Here is an 18,371-nt window from a genome sequence, read left to right on the forward strand (position 1 = left end):
TTTTTGCGTTAATGTCAGTTTCCCTTAAGGAAGGATGAAAGGGCGTGCGTCCTGCGTATCCTGATGACAGCACCCGATGGGGGATCGCGGCGTTCGCGTCGACGGCGATTCCCGCGGCGGCCGTGTTCATATGGCGGGAATCCTGGTGGCCGCCGGCGCTATTGATCGTATGGACGCTGGGGGCGGCGGCGTTATACGCATCCATGGTGAAGCGGAAGTGGCAGCGCCGCAGCAGCCGGATGCTCGATCACGCCCGTCTCTCCGCCATACGGACGCTCAGCCACCATCGCCATGATTGGATGAACGATCTGCAAATTTTGTACGGATACTTAAGATTGAACAAGCCCGATAAAGCGGCCGAGATCGTGGACAGAATAAGGGGAAGAATGGAGAACGACAGCCGGGTGTCCCAGCTCGGGAACGCGGAGCTGTCCACCTATCTCCTCTCCTTCCGGACGATCTGCGACCACATGCGGCTGGACGTGAACGTCGGCGAAGGCGTCAGCCTGGACCGTCTCCCTCTGGATTCGGACAAGCTGGCGTCCTGCCTCATCGGCTTGGTGAACGCGATTCGTTACCGGACGGCCGCCCCGGCATCCGGGGAGAGCCTGCTCCGCATGTCGATCTTCCGGACGGAGGAAGCCTTGCACGTCGAATTGGAGTACGAAGGGGAATGGGCCTCGGGGCAGAGCCTGGGTCTGGCAGGCGAAGCGCAAAGCTTGCTTGAGGGACTGGGACAATTCACGGAAGAGGAAGAGGCGGGAGCGCAGGGCAAGTCCCGGCGGCTGCTCGCTACCTTCCCGCTGACCGCATAACGGAGCTGAACTCATCATGTTTGTGGATAAAGCGAAAGTGTTTGTAAAAGGCGGGGACGGCGGCGACGGCTTGGTCGCGTTCCGCCGCGAGCTGTATGTGCCGGAAGGCGGCCCCGCGGGCGGGGACGGCGGGGACGGCGGCGACGTTATTTTCCGGGTGGACGAAGGACTGCGCACGCTGATGGATTTCCGCTACCAGAAGCATTTCAAAGCGCCGCGCGGGGAGAAGGGCAGGAACAAGTCGCAGCATGGCGCCAATGCCGATGACCTGATCGTGCGGGTTCCTCCCGGAACGGTCGTCATGGACGACGACACCGGCGAAGTCATCGCGGATTTGACCCGCCACGGTCAAGAGGTCGTCGTCGCCAAGGGCGGACGCGGCGGACGCGGGAATACCCGTTTCCGGGCTCCGAACAATCCCGCCCCGGCCATCGCGGAGAACGGCGAGGAAGGGCAAGAGCGCTGGGTCGTGCTCGAGCTGAAGGTGATGGCGGACGTCGGTCTGGTCGGTTTCCCGAGCGTCGGGAAATCGACGCTGCTGTCGGTCGTGTCCGGCGCGCGTCCCAAAATCGGGGCGTACCATTTCACCACGCTGACCCCGAATCTGGGCGTCGTCGACCTGGACGACGATCGCAGCTTCGTCATGGCGGATTTGCCGGGGCTGATCGAAGGCGCCCATGCCGGCGTCGGGCTCGGCCACGAATTCCTCCGGCACGTCGAACGGACGAGAATCATCGTGCACGTCGTGGACATGTCCGGCACCGAAGGGCGCGATCCGTTCGAGGACTGGGTCAAGATCAACGAAGAACTCAAGCTGTATAATGCCAAGCTGGCCGAGCGCCCGCAAATCGTAGCGGCGAACAAGATGGACATGCCGGACGCGGAGCTGTTCCTGGAGGAATTCCGGAAGCAGCTCGCCGAGGTTTCCCCGGAAACCGAAGTGCTGCCGATTTCTTCGCTGACGCGGCAAGGCGTTCCCGAGCTGCTGTACCGGGTGGCGGACCTGCTGGACACCCTGCCGGAGCCGTCCGCGCTCGAAGAAGCGCAGCAAGCCGGCGCGGACGAAGCGGTCGTCTACCGCTACGACCCTGGCAACGAGTACGATTTTACGATCCGCCGCGAGAACGAAACGTTCGTCGTCGAAAGCGAATCCCTCGAGAAACTCGTCAAACGCACGCAATTCGGCTCCTATGAAGCCGTGATGCGTTTCGCGACCATTCTCCGCAACATCGGGCTGGACGCCGAACTCCGCAAACGGGGGGCCAAGGGCGGCAGCACGATCCGGATCGGCGACTTCGAGTTCGAATTTTTCGAAGGCGGCGCCGAGTCCTATCTGTACGACGACGAGTAATGGAATAGAGCCGACCATGGCGGTGCGGATGGCACGCCGGTCGGCTTTTTTCTATGGCGCGTGCCCAGATGCACGCATCTTCTAGCCGGTGAAAGTCCGGTCGCGGGAGGAGCCAAGTCCCCGCGTAGCTTGGATACTTACGTATGGCGAAATCTGTGCGTAAAAGCGTATCGACGAAGTACCTGTCGGAGACAGGGCGAGCGACATCCCAGGCCGTAACATCAAGTGAATCCTGCCGCGTCGTCAAAAAGGCCTCGCGAGAGGAAAGAGAGGAAGCCGAGTCCCGGCTGTATGGACGAAGGCCATGGAAGCTGGTAAGAACTTGGAGCGTCAGCGAAGAATCCTCCGGCGTAAGGGGATCGGCATGGGATGAAAGAAGATGCAGTGAACTGGGTGATCCCCGTCAAGATTCAGCCGTTCGATTTGTACCGGTCCCTCGTCAGCACTCCATCCTGGCGCGAAAGAAACGTGACGTATGACAACATCCGGGTCGAGAACTTCGAGCTTGGTCAACTGTTCGACCACCCGGCTCTGGACGTCAACGAATTCGTCCGCAACGTCTCGTTCCGGTCGGAATGAACAAACGGGATCTTGCAGAATCGACAGTTCAGCATCCCTCTCGTTTACGATGCTCAAGCAACCATGCGTACAAGTCGGGATTCCGATAGGTTTCGTTCATAATGAAATGCTTCAAACCGGGATAAAAGGTGCAAGTTACGTTCCCATCCGCCGACTTGAGGGCCTGAACCATGTCCTTCGTGGCCTGCACAGGAACCATATCATCCTCTTCCCCGTGAAATGCCCAGACCGGCATCTCCCCGAGCAAATGCGCAGCTTCGGGATCGAACCAGCCTGCAAGCGGGACGACGGCCGCGAAGCGATCCGGTCGATAAGCGGCCAAATCCCACGCGCCGTGTCCTCCCATGCTAAATCCGGTTAAATAAATCCTGTCCGGATCTACCCGGTAGTCGGACAGAATTCGCTCCAGCAGCGCGAGAACCGCATCGCGCTCCGAAGTCCAGTCGGTATAAGCGGGACATTGCGGCGCCAAGACGAGAAATTCGAAGCCATTCCAATTTTCCGCAATCGACGGAAGGCCGTAACCGTCCAGCAGCCGTAAATCCGATCCGCGCTTTTTGACTCCGTGCAGAAACAGAATGAGCGGCCAGGACCGATCCGTCTTCGTTTCATACTCATCCGGCAAAAACAGTTGAAACCCCAAATCGATCCGTTTTGTGATCGTTTGACGAAAATGACGATGTTGAACGGTCATCGCGTTAACCCCTTTCCACTTCAAAAATCGATTCGACCACGATCGGCAGATTGTCCCGTAGCGAAGTGGCCCTCATAACCGAGCGCGCAAGCATCCCCTTTTCGCGGAACACCTCCGTCATCAAGTCCGAGAAACCGTTCCAAACAAGATGGTGATCTTCAAAATTCGGTTCCGCATTCACAAAACCTTGGACCATGACGACTTGTTTTACTCGACCCAGACCGCCGAGCGCCTACTTCAGCACGGCCAGAACCTCGATTCCCGTTTGGCGGGCGAATCGACACCCCTCTTCCGTGGTAAAATCCCGGCCCAGCTTGCCCTTCGGGTTGCCAGCCGGCCCTCTTCCGGAAACGAACAGCAGACCGTTCGAGAATACGAAGTTCGCGTATTTCGCCGCAGGTTCGCTTGCTTCCGGCAGAACGTTTTCTAGCAAAGCCAATCGCTTCTCGATATCATCCACCGCAATCCGCCCCATTCTTAGCTTGTGTTGATGAGTGCTGTGCCCAAGTCTATAATGCTGTTGGCCGTTTAAACAGGTTCAGTTGTTTATTATTTTTAGTGGCCAGATGGGATGGGTCGAATGATTGACCTTAAACTGACCGTGGAAGACGATGGTCCTCTGTACATGCAGCTTTACCGGCGAATTCGGGGACTGATATTGTCCGGGGATCTTCAGGACGGTTTGAAAATGCCGTCGAAGCGCTTGCTCTGCGATCAGCTGAGCCTGAGCAAGACGACGGTCGAAACCGCTTATGGGATGCTGCTCGAAGAAGGTTTCCTTCACAGCAAACCGAGATCGGGTCTATTCGTGGTCAATCCCGAGCCGATCGGGAAGGCCGCGGCGCAGCAGGATGTTTCCAGCAGCTTCAAAGATGTCCGATCTTCGGATCATGCGATCGACTTCAGTCTGCTCGCCGTCGACGGAGATTCGTTTCCGGTGCGTTTATGGAGGGCGGCTCTGGCCGAATCGCTCTCCCTTAACGCAAACGCCGTTCATCAATACGGGGATCCAAAAGGCGACTTATCATTGCGCGTTTCTTTGGCTCAGTATTTGAGGACCTCAAGGGAAGTTTCCTGCGAACCCGAACAGATCGTGATCGGAACCGGTATTTCCTACAGCGTATTTCTCCTTTCCCGCATTCTGGAGGGAATCACTTCCATCGCCATGGAGGAAAACGGAATCGCTCAAGTCAAAGAGATATTCGACCATCACCGATTTCACGTGATCCCTGTTCCGCTTGAGGAAAACGAGCTGACCGTAAACGAATTGGCGAGCCGAAACATCCGGGCGGTTTACGTGACCCCTTCCCATCGCCCTTCGGGAAGCCCGATGCCTTATTCGACAAGACAACAATTGCTGAACTGGGCGTACAGACTTGACGGGTATATTATCGAGGACGATTACGACGGGGAGTTTCGTTATGCCGGCAAAACCATCCCGTCGCTTCAGGGACTTGATCAGAAGGGCGTCGTCATTTACATGGGGACATTTTCAAAAGCGTTTACGCCTGCTCTCCGGATGAACTACATGGTTCTCCCCGTTCATCTTGCGGAGAAGCTTCATTCCAAGGGGCAAATTTTATCCCACCCGTCGCGCCCGGAGCAGTGGGCGATGCAATGGTTTATGGAGAGAGGGCATTGGTACCGGCATATCCGGCGAATGCGCCATCTCTACGGCAAAAAACGGGAGAAGCTTGTCCAAACGGTGAACGCTCATTTTCCGAACTACGTTCAAATCAATGGCGACAGCGCGGGGCTGCATATTGAAATGAGGGTAAAAACCGACCGCACGGCCGAAAAGCTCATTGAACTGGCGGCGGCCGAAGGCGTTCGTGTTTATGGCGCGCAAAACGAACGGGTCAATCGCTCAAGCGGAAATCCCAAAATCTATCTTGGCTTCGGGGGCGTGAACGAGAGAGACATGGAGCGAGGCGTGCGATTGTTAAAGGCGGCCTGGCGGGATATCTTGGGCGAATGACGGCAGAAGGAGCGGAGCGGAGCGGCGAAACTTTCGCCTATTGCCGGATGTGGGGGATTCCGCTATAATGTCCTCTATATATAAACAAACGTCTTTTTTGGGAGGACGGTCATGGCGGAACGCTACTATGCCGTCCGGGAGGATTTGCTGCCCGAAGGCATCCTGAAGACGGAGCAAGCGAAGGAACTCCTCCGCCGGGGGGAGGCGGCCACGGTGCACGAGGCCGCGGAGCGCGTCGGGCTCAGCCGCAGCGCCTTCTATAAGTACAAGGACGGCGTCTATTTGCTGGAGCAGGCCGCGAGGGACAAGATCGCCACTCTGTCCCTGGATCTGGAGCACCGGGCGGGCGTTTTGTCCAAGGTTCTCGGCATGCTCGCTTCCTGCGAAGGCAATGTGCTGACGATCCACCAATCCATCCCGCTGCAGGGTTTGGCCAACGTCGTCGTGTCGCTCGAAACCTCCGGTCTCCAAGGGACGCTTCAGGAATTGATCGATCGTCTTCGCCAGACGGACGGAGTGAAGAGGACGGCGGTCGTCGGCCGGGGGTAAGGCCGTTTAGGCCGCTATGCGGAATTGCATTTTGAGAGGAGTACGGCATCATGAAAACGGTAAAAGTAGGCTTATTCGGACTGGGGACGGTCGGAACGGGGGTCGTGCGCATCGTCGAAGGGCATCATGACGATCTGCTGAGCCAGGTAGGCTCCCCGATTTCGATCCATAAAATATTGGTGAAAGACCGCAGCAAAGCGAGGAATGTTTCCATAGATCCCTCGAAGCTGACGGAAGATCCGTGGGACATCGTGTCGGACCCGGATATCGACGTCATCGTCGAAGTGATGGGCGGCGTCGGCCAAACCAAGGAACTCATCCTGGAGGCGCTGGAGCGAGGCAAACATATCGTAACGGCCAACAAGGACTTGATGGCGCTGCACGGACCGGAGCTGCTGGCCAAAGCCCACGAGAAGGGCTGCGATATTCTGTACGAGGCGAGCGTGGCCGGCGGCATCCCGATCATCCGCACGCTGATCGAAGGGTTCTCTTCGGACAGGATCACCAAGATCATGGGCATCGTGAACGGGACGACGAACTACATTTTGACCAAAATGAGCCAGGAAGGCGCGGCCTATGCGGACGTGCTTCGGGAGGCCCAGGAGCTCGGCTACGCCGAGGCGGATCCGACCTCCGACGTGGAGGGGTTGGACGCCGCCCGCAAAATGACGATTTTGGCCACCTTGGGCTTCCGCGCCACCGTCGAGCTCGGCGACGTGGACGTGAAAGGGATCAGCTCCGTGTCGCAAGAGGATATCCGGTACGCCAAACGTCTCGGTTACGAGGTCAAGCTGCTGGGCATCGCCGAACGGCAGGACGACTACATCAGCGTCAGCGTCCAGCCGACGTTCGTGAAGGCGAGTCATCCGATCGCTTCCGTGAACGGCGTGTTCAACGCGGTTTACGTCCACGGAGAGGCGGTAGGAGAAACGATGTTCTACGGACCCGGGGCGGGCGAGCTGCCGACGGCCACCTCGATCGTCGCGGACCTCGTCGCCGTCGTCAAAAACATGAAGCTCGGCGTCAACGGCCGGCAGGCGAACATCTCTTATAAGGAGAAGAAGCTGAAGAGCGACCGTCAGATCGCTTCGAAATATTTCATGCTTCTCAACGTGGAAGACCGCGCAGGCGTGCTGATGCAAATCGCCCAGGTTTTCTCCGAGTGCGACGTCAGCATCGAATCCGTCATGCAGCCGCCCACTCCGGACCGCAAAGGCGCGGAGCTGATCATCATCACACACGAAGCCAGCAAAGAATCCATGAACCTGGTGCTGAAAGCATTCGGCGAACTCTCCGCCGTGCGTACCGTCAAGAGCGTATACCGCGTCGAAGGCTGATGCCGGCCGCAACGGAAACCGATCATACCCGCAGGCATCCAGCAAAATCAGATAAAGGAGTTTTGTTATGCGTTATCCCGGATTGCTCGCCAAGTACAAGGACTTCTTGCCGGTCACGGACGGCACGCCGCTACTGACGCTGCAGGAAGGCAACACTCCGCTCGTGCGCGCGGAGAACCTGTCGGAAGAGCTGGACCTGGACCTTTACTTCAAATACGAAGGCTTGAACCCGACCGGCTCCTTCAAGGACCGCGGGATGGTCATGGCCGTCGCCAAGGCCATGGAGGAAGGCAGCACCACCATCATGTGCGCGTCCACCGGCAATACGTCCGCGGCGGCAGCGGCTTACGCGGCCCGGGGCGGATTAAACTGCATCGTCCTTATTCCGAATAACAACATCGCCCTCGGCAAGCTGGCGCAGGCGATCATCTACGGGGCGAAGGTCGTCGCGATCGAAGGCAACTTCGACCGGGCATTGGAAATCGTCCGCGAAATTACGGCCAAACACCCGATCACGCTGGTCAATTCCGTCAACCCGTACCGGCTGGAAGGGCAGAAAACGGCCGCCTTCGAGGTGTGCGAGCAATTGGGAGGAGCGCCGGACTATCTGGCGATCCCGGTAGGCAACGCAGGCAACATCGCGGCGTATTGGAAAGGATTCAAGGAATACCGTGCCGCAGGGAAGAGCGTTTCGCTTCCGAAGATGATCGGATTCGAGGCGGAAGGCGCGATGGCGATCGTCAAGGGCGAGCCGATCCCGGATCCGGAGACGGTCGCCACGGCGATCCGCATCGGCAATCCCGCCAGCTGGGAGCTCGCGGTCGCAGCGGCCCGGGAATCGGAAGGCCGGATCGATTACGTGACGGACGAAGAGATTCTGGACACGTACAAGCTCATGGCGAAGCGCGAAGGGATATTCGCGGAACCGGCGTCCGCCGCGTCGCTCGCCGGCGTCCGCAAGCTCAAGCGGGAGGGCGTCTTCAGAGGCGGGGAGAAAGTAGTGTGCGTGTTGACCGGACACGGGCTGAAGGATCCGAATATCGCGATCAAATCGGTTCAGGCGGAACCGGTCGTCGTGCAGGACAGCGAATCCGCGGTCTTGGAGGCCATTGCCCTCCTGGAGGAGGCTGTGCGATGACGGCGCGCGGGTCGGTTCCGCCGCGGAAGCGAGTTGCCCGTGCCATCGTCCCGGCCAGCACCGCCAATCTTGGGCCCGGCTTCGATTCGCTCGGCATGGCGCTTCCTCTGTACGCGGGTGTCTCCATGAGAGCGGCCGGGCAAACGGACATTCGTTTGTTCGGGGAGAATCTGGACGGAATCCCGCTGGACAAGTCCAACCTGGTCTATGAAGTCGCGCAGGCGGTATTCCGGAAGGCCGGCGTAGAGGTGCCCGAGCTGGAGATCGCATACGAGAGCAACATTCCGCTGACGCGGGGGCTCGGCAGCAGCGCGGCGGCAATCGTCGGCTCCTTGGTGGTGGCCAACGGGCTCATCGGCGAGCCGCTGTCCCGCGACGAACTGTTCCAGATGGCGACCGCCTTGGAACGGCATCCGGATAACGTCGGCGCATCCTTGTACGGAGGGTTCGTGGCGGCGGCATGGGACGGAGAACATGCCGCCGCAGTTTCGATGGAACCCCCTGCCGATCTGGAAGTGCTCGTCGCGATTCCCGAATTCGAGCTGTCCACCAAGAAGGCGAGGGGCGTGCTTCCGCAGCAGGTCTCGATGGAAGACGCCGTGTTCAATGTCAGCCATAGTTCTCTGCTGACCGCGGCGCTCGTTTCCGGCAGGCTGGACGTTCTGCGGCACGCCATGCGGGACCGGCTGCATCAGCCTTACCGAGCGTCGATGATTCCGGGTATGGCGGACGTGCTTCGGGACGCGCCGGACCATGGGGCGCTTGGAGCCGTGCTTTCGGGTGCCGGCCCGACGCTGCTTATGCTGGCGGACCGGCGGGACGGAAGAAGGGCGGAGCTGGAAGGCTACGTGAAGGGCGTCATGCAATCGGCGGGCGTCGGGGTTTCGACGCGCTGGCTGAAGCCTTGCGCGCATGGCGCGTTGCTGGACGTGTCCGAGTCCGACCGGGAGCTCGAAGCCCCGCTGGCCGCACTGGCCGCGCCGGGCGGCAAGCCGGAGGTGAGAGCGTGAGCGGACGCAGAAGCGTGGCCGTGCTGCCGATGGGCACCGTCTCCGACGAGGCGGCCCGGTATTTGTTCCAGGGGCAGGACGTCGAATACGTATACCACAAGCTGATCGCGGATGTCTTTCTGTCTACGGTGAACGGCAGAACGGACTGGAGCGTCATCCCGATCGAGAACACGATCGACGGCTCCGTCAGTCTCCATCTGGATTGGTTGATCCACGAAGTGGATTTGCCGATCCGGGCCGAATGGGTGTTTCCTTCGATCCAGAACCTGATCGGAAGGGCGGATGAGCTCGCGGACGGGGCGGGGTCCTGGGATCCGGCCAAAATCGCCAAGGTGGTCAGCCATCCGGTCGCGATGGCGCAGTGCCATCAATTCCTCCGTGCCACGCTTCCCCATGCGGAGCTCGAAACGCTGCCGAGCACGGCGCAGGCCGTGCAGCTCGTGCACGATCATCCCGGCCGAGGCTGGGCCGCGATCGGAACGCAGCTGGCGGCCGCGAATTTCGGACTGGACGTGCTCGCATCCGGCGTGACCGACCACGACAACAACTTTACCCGGTTTTTGCTGGTGGGAGAGGCACCCTATGAGCGGCCGGATGCCGTTCAGCGCAAGACGAGCATCCTCGTGACGCTTCCGGAGGATTATCCGGGCGCGCTCCATCAGGTGCTGTCCGCGTTCGCCTGGCGGCGGATCAACCTGTCTCGCATCGAATCCAGGCCGACTAAGAAGAAGCTGGGCAGCTATTTTTTCTATATCGACATCGAGCTTTCGATGGATACGGTGCTACTGCCGGCCGCCATTGCGGAAATCGAGGCAATCGGCTGCCAAGTCCGCGTTTTGGGGTCATATCCCAGCATTCCTTATCATAAATCCAATCCGGAGGTGTAACGGGCGATGGCTGAGCAATGGATTTATTTGAACGGGGAGTACGTCACGAAGGAAAACGCCAAAGTGTCCGTGTTCGATCACGGGTTTCTGTACGGAGACGGTATTTTCGAAGGGATCCGGATTTACGGGGGCAACATTTTCAGGTGCAAGGAGCACTTGGACCGGTTGTACGATTCGGCCAAATCCATCATGCTTGACATTCCGCTCACTTACGAAGAGATGCAGGAGGCGTTGTGCGAGACGCTGCGGAAAAACGGCCTTCGGGACGGCTACATCCGGCTCGTCGTTTCCCGCGGTCCCGGCAATCTCGGTTTGGATCCGAAACGCTGCCCGAAAGCCTGGGTGATCATCATCGCCGAGCAGCTCTCCATCTATCCGGAGGAAGCTTACAGGAGCGGTCTTCGCTCGATCTCCGTCAGCCAGCGCCGCAACATTCCGGACGCGCTTAGCCCCAAAGTCAAGTCGCTGAACTATTTGAACAACATTCTGGTCAAAATCCAAGCGAACCTGGCCGAGGTCGGCGAAGCGATCATGCTGAACGCGCAAGGGTACGTGGCGGAAGGCTCGAGCGACAACATCTTTGTCGTGAAACGCGGCGTCGTGTACACGCCCCCGACCTATTTGGGCGCACTGGAGGGCGTGACGCGCGGAGCCATCATCGATCTGTGCGGCCGGCTCGGCTATACGCTGAAGGAAGAACCGTTCACGCTGCATGACGTATATTGCGCGGACGAGGTTTTCTTTACCGGAACGGCCGCGGAAGTCATCGCCGTGCGCGAGGTGGATGGCCGCATCATCGGGGAAGGCAAAGCCGGTCCCGTGACGATGCATTTACTCGAGGAGTTCCGCAAAATCGTGACGGTCGAAGGTGTCAAGGTCGATTTCCAACCGGGTTCGAAGTGAAACAACAGGCTGCCGGGCGAATCGTCCGGCGGCTTTTTTATCATGATTAGAAAGCATAAGTTTCCGGGGTGTGGTTTTGGGGAAGAGAGAGAGAGGGGAGCCGTTTACGATTACGGTTCAGGCGCTCCCGTAGATGTTCTGCTCGTCTGCGGATTTTGCGACTTATAGGTTGTGTCCTCCGACGCTGCGAACGTTGTCGTCACTTGCGGAGACGTTATTTCAGGGAAAACTCCGACTACGAGCGCTGTAGTGACCTCCGGAGACGTTATTTTTGCGAAATCCCCGACTACGAGCGCTGTAGTGACCTCCGGAGACGTTATTTCTGGAAAGCCCCCGACTACGAGCGCTGTAGTGACCTCCGGAGACGTTATTTCTGCGAAACCCCCGACTACGAGCGCTGTAGTGACCTCCGGAGACGTTATTTTGCGAAATCCCCGACTACGAGCGCTGTAGTGACCTCCGGAGACGTTATTTCTGCGATTTCCTTAGGTGTGTTGTAGGTGCGTTTGAGATAGCAGGACCGCGCAAGCAGTTTTTTTGCAACCCCCCAACCCCGCCTAGTGCCAAAATACACTTAACATCTGCCTCAAATGCCCGTTTCTTTGGGTTAAGGGATGAAATTGAATATGAAGTGTAGTTTCACACTTACGCTAAAGTTCGGCCAAAGTGAAAGTCTGTCAGCCTATCGGGGTTTAAGCAACTTGACTTGTTGCAATGGCCGCGCCTACTCGTGCGACGAATGTTCCGCCAATTTTTTCCCTTCTTGATGTCAAATGCCTATTTCCTGCATAGGATGTAGGGATTGCGGGAGGGCAAAAGCCCGCCTATGAGCTTATGCTAACGTGACCAGGAGGGAACGGCGTGAAGATTCATATGGTCAAAAAAGGCGACTCGTTGTATATGATTGCCCAAAAATACAACGTTCCGCTGGAAGAGCTCATCAAAGCCAATCCGGAGATTCCCAATCCGGACCAAATCGACGTGGGCATGAAAATCAAAATTCCCGCTCCTGCCCAGCCGACTTTCGAGCTGATGCACCAGCATACGGTCCAGCAAGGAGACACTTTGTGGAAGCTGTCCAAAGCTTGGGGGATTCCGCTTTCCGTCATGATCCAAGCGAATCCCCAACTGAAAAATCCCAACGTATTGCTTACGGGAGAAGTCGTCAACATTCCAAAGCTGACGCCCGGGGCGGCACAAGGATCCAACCTTGACATGCAGGGATGGATCCCCGGAAAGAAACACACCGGGGTCAAAAAGGAGACTGGGGTAGCGTTTGAACCCGCGCCCGAGCCGGAGCCGATGCCGGCTCCGCTGCCGGCACCACTGCCCGAACTGCCCTCCAAAAAAACGGAATTCAAGCCGGTAGAGGAAATTGCGCCCAGTCCGATTCCGTTCCATAAAGAGAACGAACTGTTCGCACAAATGCCGATACCTGCCGTCGAAGCGGGCACTCATGTTCCCAACGAGCCGTATCCGTCGAACATCTCCCCCTCGTTTGGGGCCAATGAACCGTATCCGTCGAACATCGCTCCCTCGTTTGGGGCCAACGAGCCGTATCCGTCGAACATCGCTCCCTCGTTTGGGGCCAATGAGCCGTATCATTCGAACATCGCTCCCTCGTTTGGGGCCAACGAGCCGTATCCGTCGAACATCGCTCCCTCGTTTGGGGCCAACGAGCCGTATCCGTCGAACATCTCTCCCTCGTTTGGGGCCAACGAGCCGTATCCGTCGAACATCTCTCCCTCGTTTGGGGCCAATGAGCCGTATCCGTCGAACATCTCTCCCTCGTTTGGGGCCAATGAGCCGTATCCGTCGAACATCTCTCCCTCGTTTGGGGCCAACGAGCCGTATCCGTCGAACATCTCTCCCTCGTTTGGGGCCAACGAGCCGTATCCGTCGAACATCGCTCCCTCGTTTGGGGCCAACGAGCCGTATCCGTCGAACATCGCTCCCTCGTTTGGGGCCAACGAGCCGTATCCGTCGAACATCGCTCCGATGTACGGGGGCAACGAGCCGTATCCTTCGAATATCTCTCCCGCGTACGGGGCCAACGAGCCGTATCCGTCGAACATCGCTCCGATGTACGGGGCCAACGAGCCATATCCGTCGAACATCGCTCCGATGTACGGGGCCAACGAGCCGTATCCGTCGAACATCGCTCCCGCGTACGGGGCCAACGAGCCATATCCGTCGAACATCGCTCCGATGTACGGGGCCAAAGGGCCGTATCCGTCGAATTATCCGGCTAATTATCCCGTCGGCGGGGCGGAAATGGCGGCAAATCCATCGTTCGCACACGGTTATGGCCATTTTTACCCTTACGGACACGCCTACGATCATGGATACGATCACGTTCATGGCGCATGGGAAGGCGTAGTCGGCAGCATGTACGATCCGAACGACATCAGCGGATTCGCCAAAACGCACGGTTACGGCGACATTTCGCAAGCGCCCCATGCAGGCGCAATGACGGGGGTCACGGGATATCTTCCCGCCTACGTTCCGGGTTTGGTCGCCCCCTCCGCCACCGGTGCGAAGCCTTCGGCGGGTTGCAAAAACTGCGGAGGAACGCCTTCCGCGCTGAGCGCCCCCACGGCAGCGGCGGTTCCCTCATGGCCCACGTCCGTGAGCCCGTTGGCGGCGGCTCCCGTATTCGTGAACGTCTATCCGAGCGCGGCCTATAAGCCGACGGCCGTGAGCCCGTTGGCGACGGGACCCGTACCGGCGAACGTCTATCCCGGAGCAGCCTATGCGCCGACGGCCGTGAGCCCGTTGGCGACGGGACCCGTTCCGGAGAACGTCTATCCCGGAGCAACCTATGCGCCGACGGCCGTGAGCCCGTTGGCGACGGGACCCGTACCGGCGAACGTCTATCCCGGAGCGACCTATGCGCCGACGGCCGTAAGTCCGTTCGCGGCTGGAGTACCGGAAAACGTCTATCCTGGCGCGACCTATGCGCCGACGGCCGTAAGTCCGTTCGCGGCTGGCGTACCGGAAAACGTCTATCCTGGCGCGGCCTTTGCGCCGACGGCCGTAAGTCCGTTCGCGGCTGGAGTACCGGAAAACGTCTATCCTGGCGCGGCCTTTGCGCCGACGGCCGTAAGCCCGTTCGCGGCTGGCGTACCGGAAAACGTCTATCCTGGCGCGGCCTTTGCGCCGACGGCCGTAAGCCCGTTCGCGGCTGGCGTACCGGAAAACGTCTATCCTGGCGCGACCTTTGCGCCGATGGGCGCAGGCTATCCGATCGCCAACTTGCCTTACGGGTACGACGGCGCTCCTCTCGGCCATTACGCCCCCTACGCTACAGCGCCCGCGGGCGTTCTTCCGGCGGTCAACGATCCGGCAGGAGTCGTGCCCACTTACGGCCATTTCGGGGTTCCGTTTGAGGTAGACGGGATTCCTCCGATCCCGCCCATACCACCGCTGCGCGAACGCCAAGAGGAGAAAAGCGAAGGCCAGTCGGACTCCCTGACCCTGCACGCGGCGGAGGAAGACGACGCCGATCCGCTTTCCGCCGTCGTGACGAAAAAGCGGAAAACGCAGACGGAGCGGAAAGCCGCGAAAACCGGCCGCTTGAAATCGAAGCGCAAAGAAAGCCTGCCCTGGATCAAATGGTGAAGTAAGCGCATAGCGCCGGAATCCCCTGGCAACACTAGAGAAAAAGGAAGAGAAGGGGATTCCGGTGTTCGTCTTTCGCGCCATGAAGGAATTGAAGAAGAAATTGAAGAGAAGACGCCGTCCGATCTGGTCCCTCGGCATGCTGGCCGCCGTTTTCCTGGCTGCGTCTGCTGCCGGAATCGGCACCGCGGCGATCATTGAGAAAGCCGCGCTGGGATATTCCGAGGTTGAGCCCGCCGCGGTTCCTCTATCGGAAACGCCGGGAACGGACAAGCCTGCCGCCGCGCCGGCTCCCGGCTCCCGCGAGGCCGCGCTTCAGGCGCTCGCCGGATGGGACGGCGAGGTGGAGCTCGTCCTGCACAGGGTTTATTGGTGCGGAGAGGAGACCCGGATGCTGGGCCGTCATTCGGCCGGGAAAGCGGCCGAGCTTCTCAAATCGAGGAGGGATTGGGAAGCGTCGTTCGAAACTTCCGGCCGTCTCGTGCTCCAAGAGAACGTGGAAGATTTGTCGCCCGCATGCCGCCAGACGGCTTATATCGGGATGGATGCGGACGGCAACCTGTCGCTGTTCGACGGTCCGCCGAGAAAGGACAACGTCGTGCGCACCTTCTTCCAGCTCGACATCCGTTCCCTGGAATCCAGCTTGTCCAAGGAAAAGCTTCACGAGCTGGCTGACGGCATCCGCGTTTCCGATCGGGACGAATACCGAAGCGTGCTGTCCAGCTTCAGCGATTTCGCCCGAAAGTCGGAGGGCGTTATGAAGCAGCAACGCTAAACGGCCGTACCGGATAAGCCGTCATATGAGCCGGCATAAGGGGCGCTCCCGCAGGGGGCGTCCTTTTCGGCATGGCTTTTGTTCTCATCGGTGCGAACATTTGCTATAATCTATGGGAGCAAGCGGAGCCATTACGGAGAGCGGGGACTAGGACATGCGGGTGCTGGGCATCGACCCGGGCATCGCCATCATGGGATTCGGGTTTATCGACAAAATCGGGCACCGGCTCGTTCCCGTACAGTACGGCAGCATCGAGACCGAAGCCGGGACGAGGACGGAAGAGCGACTTCGCCAGATTTACGACGCGTCTTGCGCGCTGCTGGACAAATACCGTCCCGATACGATCGCCGTCGAGAAGCTGTTTTTCAATAAGAACGTGACGAACGCATTCAGCGTCGGGCAGGCGCGGGGCGTGCTGATGCTGGCCGCCGCGCAGAGGGGGCTGCCGATCGGGGAATATACGCCGATGCAGGTGAAGCAGGCGGTCGTCGGATACGGCGCCGCGGAGAAGAAGCAGGTGCAGGAAATGGTCAAAATGATCCTCAAGCTGCAGGCGGTGCCGAAGCCGGACGACGTCGCCGACGCGCTGGCCGTCGCCATCTGCCATGCGCATTCGGTCTCCCTGAACGACCGGTTGAACGGAGTGAAGCCAATATGATCGATTTTTTGCGCGGACGCGTGGCGCACCTGGAGACGGAATACGTCGTCCTTGACGTGCACGGCGTCGGATACCGGGTATTCACCCCGAACCCTTACGGATTGTCCCGAACGGAGGAGCCGGTGCAATTATTCATCCATCATCATGTCCGGGAAGACGCCATCCAGCTGTTCGGCTTTCCGACCCGCGAGGAACAAAGCTTGTTCCGCAAGCTGCTGGACGTTTCCGGAATCGGGCCCAAGGTGGCTCTGGGCGTGCTTGCCGGGGGCCGGCCCGATACGATCGCGGCCGCGATCCAGCAGGAGAACGTGAATTTTCTTACCAAGCTGCCGGGCATCGGACGCAAAACCGCGCAGCGGATGATTCTCGATTTGAAGGACAAGCTCGGCGTCCAAGGTCCCGCGGCAGCGGCCGCGGAGCTGATGGAGCCTGCCGCGGCCGCGGGAACGGAAGGCGGTTCCGCGTGGGCGGCCGCTCGCGAGGCGCTCGCCGGGCTCGGTTACCGGGAAGCGGAGCTTGACCGGGCTTGGAGCCGGATCCAAGCCGGCCTGACGGGCGACGAATCGCCGGACGCCCTGATGAAAAAAGCGCTGCAGCAATTGTTCCAAGGTTGAGGCGGCGAGAAGCGGGGAAGGAGGACGTGAAGCGTGGATGACCGAATCGTCACCGCCCATTTGATGATGGAAGACCAGGCGGTGGAATACAGCCTGCGTCCCCGTTACCTGGCGGAATATATCGGACAGTCGCAAGTGAAGGAGAACCTCAAGATTTACATAGAAGCGGCCAAGATGCGCCGCGAGCCTCTCGACCATGTACTGCTTTACGGCCCCCCGGGATTGGGCAAGACGACCCTCTCGAACATCATCGCCAACGAGCTCGGCGTCCATATCCGCACGACCAGCGGACCCGCCATCGAACGTCCGGGCGATTTGGCCGCGATTTTGTCCAATTTGCAGGAGAACGACGTCCTCTTCATCGACGAAATCCACCGCCTGCACCGTACGGTGGAGGAAGTGCTCTATCCGGCCATGGAGGATTTCGCGCTCGATTTCATTATCGGCAAAGGCCCCAGCGCGAGATCGGTCAGGCTCGACCTTCCCAAATTCACGCTGATCGGCGCCACAACCCGGGCCGGACTGCTGTCCGCGCCGCTCCGCGACCGTTTCGGCGTGGTGAGCAGGCTCGAGTTTTATAACGAGGACGAATTGGCCTACATCGTGTCCCGGGCGGCCGATATTCTTAACGTCGGGATCGTGGGTGAGGCTTCCCGGGAAATCGCCCGGCGCGCCCGCGGCACACCCCGCATCGCCAACCGGCTGCTCAAGCGGGTCCGCGATTACGCTCAGGTCAAGGGAGACGGCGTGATCACGGACGAAGTAGCCCGGGACGCCATGGAGCGGATCCAGGTGGATCCGATGGGGCTTGACGCCATCGATCACCGGATGCTGCTCGCCATGATCCAGAACTATCGGGGAGGTCCGGTCGGATTGGATACGATCGCGGCGCTCATCGGGGAAGAAAGCCAGACGATCGAGGACGTCTACGAGCCTTATCTCATGCAAATCGGATACTTGCAGCGAACGCCCAGAGGCCGTGTCGTGGCTCCGGCCGCCTACCGCCACCTCGGGCTTCCCGTGCCGGAGCGTGCGGAATGAGCGGGCGGCCGCAACTTTCCCGCCTGACCGTCGTCTATGACGGAGAATGCAATTTATGCTTGGCAGCGGTCGACAAACTGCGGAAACTGCCGGTTCGCGCGGATTTGACTTTCGTTCCCCTGCAGTAATTGACGAGCGGGGAAGTGAAGCCGTGGCCGGGCATCGACGATGTGCCTCTTTCCGACCTGTCCGCCCAGTCGCATGTGACGGATGAAGAAGGACGGCGCTACAGCGGAGCGGACGGCGTCCTCAAACTGACGAGCCTGACCCCGTCATTGCCATGGCTGGCTGCCGTCGCCCGGCTTCCGGGATTGCGCGGCCTCACCCGGCTCTTGTACCGCTTTGTCGCTCGTTACCTTTATCGGCTGCTCGGCCGGACTTCCTGCTCGAACGGGTTTGCTCCATCCCCCTGAACACTCCA

19 protein-coding genes are annotated in these 18,371 nt (G+C 59.6%); 17 read left to right on the forward strand and 2 right to left on the reverse strand.

What is annotated here, in order from left to right; genetic code table 11:
- The first annotated feature begins 44 nt into the window (after positions 1 to 44).
- The 3 genes from GE107_RS17715 to GE107_RS17725 all read left to right on the forward strand — a co-directional run bounded on the left by GE107_RS17715 (position 45) and on the right by GE107_RS17725 (position 2,745).
- Positions 45 to 815, forward strand: a complete 771-nt coding sequence (locus GE107_RS17715) for a Spo0B domain-containing protein (protein ID WP_219641312.1) — start codon at positions 45 to 47, stop codon at positions 813 to 815.
- Positions 816 to 831: 16 nt separating this feature from the next.
- Positions 832 to 2,166: a GTPase ObgE gene (gene obgE / locus GE107_RS17720; protein ID WP_219641313.1), complete on the forward strand. Its 1,335-nt coding sequence runs from the start codon at positions 832 to 834 to the stop codon at positions 2,164 to 2,166.
- A gap of 369 nt (positions 2,167 to 2,535) precedes the next feature.
- Positions 2,536 to 2,745, forward strand: a complete 210-nt coding sequence (locus GE107_RS17725; protein WP_219641314.1) for a hypothetical protein — start codon at positions 2,536 to 2,538, stop codon at positions 2,743 to 2,745.
- A 28-nt stretch (positions 2,746 to 2,773) separates the two neighbouring features.
- Here the strand turns inward: GE107_RS17725 and GE107_RS17730 are convergent, their stop codons facing one another.
- Complete coding sequence (locus tag GE107_RS17730) at positions 2,774 to 3,439, reverse strand: carboxylesterase family protein (RefSeq protein ID WP_219641315.1); 666 nt, start codon at positions 3,437 to 3,439, stop codon at positions 2,774 to 2,776.
- Between the two features lie 232 nt (positions 3,440 to 3,671).
- On the reverse strand, positions 3,672 to 3,899 hold the full coding sequence (locus tag GE107_RS27230) for a RidA family protein (protein WP_370636449.1): 228 nt from the start codon (positions 3,897 to 3,899) through the stop codon (positions 3,672 to 3,674).
- Positions 3,900 to 4,019: 120 nt separating this feature from the next.
- Between GE107_RS27230 and pdxR the strand changes: the two genes are divergently transcribed.
- From pdxR to GE107_RS17805, 14 genes are all read left to right on the forward strand, one after another.
- Positions 4,020 to 5,417, forward strand: coding sequence for a MocR-like pyridoxine biosynthesis transcription factor PdxR (gene pdxR / locus GE107_RS17740; protein WP_219641316.1), 1,398 nt, complete (start codon positions 4,020 to 4,022; stop codon positions 5,415 to 5,417).
- 111 nt (positions 5,418 to 5,528) lie between these two features.
- On the forward strand, positions 5,529 to 5,966 hold the full coding sequence (locus tag GE107_RS17745) for an ACT domain-containing protein (protein ID WP_219641317.1): 438 nt from the start codon (positions 5,529 to 5,531) through the stop codon (positions 5,964 to 5,966).
- A 50-nt stretch (positions 5,967 to 6,016) separates the two neighbouring features.
- Positions 6,017 to 7,303 (forward strand): homoserine dehydrogenase, encoded by a 1,287-nt coding sequence (locus GE107_RS17750; protein ID WP_219641318.1) that lies wholly within the window; start codon positions 6,017 to 6,019, stop codon positions 7,301 to 7,303.
- 67 nt (positions 7,304 to 7,370) lie between these two features.
- Positions 7,371 to 8,441, forward strand: a complete 1,071-nt coding sequence (gene thrC, locus GE107_RS17755) for a threonine synthase (protein ID WP_219641319.1) — start codon at positions 7,371 to 7,373, stop codon at positions 8,439 to 8,441.
- Complete coding sequence (gene thrB, locus GE107_RS17760; RefSeq protein WP_219641320.1) at positions 8,438 to 9,451, forward strand: homoserine kinase; 1,014 nt, start codon at positions 8,438 to 8,440, stop codon at positions 9,449 to 9,451. The genes thrC and thrB overlap by 4 nt, the downstream gene beginning before the upstream one ends.
- A gap of 29 nt (positions 9,452 to 9,480) precedes the next feature.
- Positions 9,481 to 10,338, forward strand: coding sequence for a prephenate dehydratase (gene pheA / locus GE107_RS17765; RefSeq protein ID WP_219641362.1), 858 nt, complete (start codon positions 9,481 to 9,483; stop codon positions 10,336 to 10,338).
- Positions 10,339 to 10,344: 6 nt separating this feature from the next.
- Entirely contained in the window at positions 10,345 to 11,241 is an 897-nt protein-coding gene (gene ilvE, locus GE107_RS17770) for a branched-chain-amino-acid transaminase (protein WP_219641321.1), read from the forward strand.
- Between the two features lie 861 nt (positions 11,242 to 12,102).
- Positions 12,103 to 14,862, forward strand: coding sequence for a LysM peptidoglycan-binding domain-containing protein (locus GE107_RS17775; RefSeq protein ID WP_219641322.1), 2,760 nt, complete (start codon positions 12,103 to 12,105; stop codon positions 14,860 to 14,862).
- 64 nt (positions 14,863 to 14,926) lie between these two features.
- Entirely contained in the window at positions 14,927 to 15,637 is a 711-nt protein-coding gene (locus GE107_RS27235) for a BofC C-terminal domain-containing protein (RefSeq protein WP_219641323.1), read from the forward strand.
- A 154-nt stretch (positions 15,638 to 15,791) separates the two neighbouring features.
- Entirely contained in the window at positions 15,792 to 16,295 is a 504-nt protein-coding gene (gene ruvC / locus GE107_RS17785) for a crossover junction endodeoxyribonuclease RuvC (RefSeq protein WP_219641324.1), read from the forward strand.
- A complete protein-coding gene (gene ruvA / locus GE107_RS17790; protein ID WP_219641325.1) occupies positions 16,292 to 16,909 on the forward strand; it encodes a Holliday junction branch migration protein RuvA in 618 nt (205 codons plus the stop codon). Before ruvC ends, ruvA begins: the two co-directional genes overlap by 4 nt.
- Positions 16,910 to 16,942: 33 nt before the next feature.
- Complete coding sequence (gene ruvB, locus GE107_RS17795; RefSeq protein WP_219641326.1) at positions 16,943 to 17,950, forward strand: Holliday junction branch migration DNA helicase RuvB; 1,008 nt, start codon at positions 16,943 to 16,945, stop codon at positions 17,948 to 17,950.
- Positions 17,947 to 18,078, forward strand: a complete 132-nt coding sequence (locus GE107_RS17800; RefSeq protein WP_219641327.1) for a DCC1-like thiol-disulfide oxidoreductase family protein — start codon at positions 17,947 to 17,949, stop codon at positions 18,076 to 18,078. The genes ruvB and GE107_RS17800 overlap by 4 nt, the downstream gene beginning before the upstream one ends.
- 15 nt (positions 18,079 to 18,093) lie before the next feature.
- Positions 18,094 to 18,363 carry a thiol-disulfide oxidoreductase DCC family protein gene (locus GE107_RS17805; RefSeq protein WP_219641328.1) on the forward strand — a complete coding sequence of 90 codons (270 nt, stop codon included), beginning with the start codon at positions 18,094 to 18,096 and terminating at the stop codon, positions 18,361 to 18,363.
- Positions 18,364 to 18,371 lie beyond the last annotated feature (8 nt).

The sequence above is a fragment of the Cohnella sp. CFH 77786 genome (assembly GCF_019400745.1).
Classification (GTDB): Bacteria; Bacillota; Bacilli; order Paenibacillales; family Paenibacillaceae; genus Cohnella.

Coding starts and splice junctions, on each gene's coding strand:
- ilvE (WP_219641321.1), top strand. CDS start 10,345: ATGGCTGAGCAATGGATTTATTTGAACGGGGAGTACGTCACGAAGGAA.
- obgE (WP_219641313.1), top strand. CDS start 832: ATGTTTGTGGATAAAGCGAAAGTGTTTGTAAAAGGCGGGGACGGCGGC.
- ruvC (WP_219641324.1), top strand. CDS start 15,792: ATGCGGGTGCTGGGCATCGACCCGGGCATCGCCATCATGGGATTCGGG.
- GE107_RS17730 (WP_219641315.1), bottom strand. CDS start 3,439: ATGACCGTTCAACATCGTCATTTTCGTCAAACGATCACAAAACGGATC.
- pdxR (WP_219641316.1), top strand. CDS start 4,020: ATGATTGACCTTAAACTGACCGTGGAAGACGATGGTCCTCTGTACATG.
- GE107_RS17745 (WP_219641317.1), top strand. CDS start 5,529: ATGGCGGAACGCTACTATGCCGTCCGGGAGGATTTGCTGCCCGAAGGC.
- thrC (WP_219641319.1), top strand. CDS start 7,371: ATGCGTTATCCCGGATTGCTCGCCAAGTACAAGGACTTCTTGCCGGTC.
- GE107_RS17750 (WP_219641318.1), top strand. CDS start 6,017: ATGAAAACGGTAAAAGTAGGCTTATTCGGACTGGGGACGGTCGGAACG.
- pheA (WP_219641362.1), top strand. CDS start 9,481: ATGGGCACCGTCTCCGACGAGGCGGCCCGGTATTTGTTCCAGGGGCAG.
- ruvA (WP_219641325.1), top strand. CDS start 16,292: ATGATCGATTTTTTGCGCGGACGCGTGGCGCACCTGGAGACGGAATAC.
- GE107_RS17800 (WP_219641327.1), top strand. CDS start 17,947: ATGAGCGGGCGGCCGCAACTTTCCCGCCTGACCGTCGTCTATGACGGA.
- thrB (WP_219641320.1), top strand. CDS start 8,438: ATGACGGCGCGCGGGTCGGTTCCGCCGCGGAAGCGAGTTGCCCGTGCC.
- GE107_RS17725 (WP_219641314.1), top strand. CDS start 2,536: ATGAAAGAAGATGCAGTGAACTGGGTGATCCCCGTCAAGATTCAGCCG.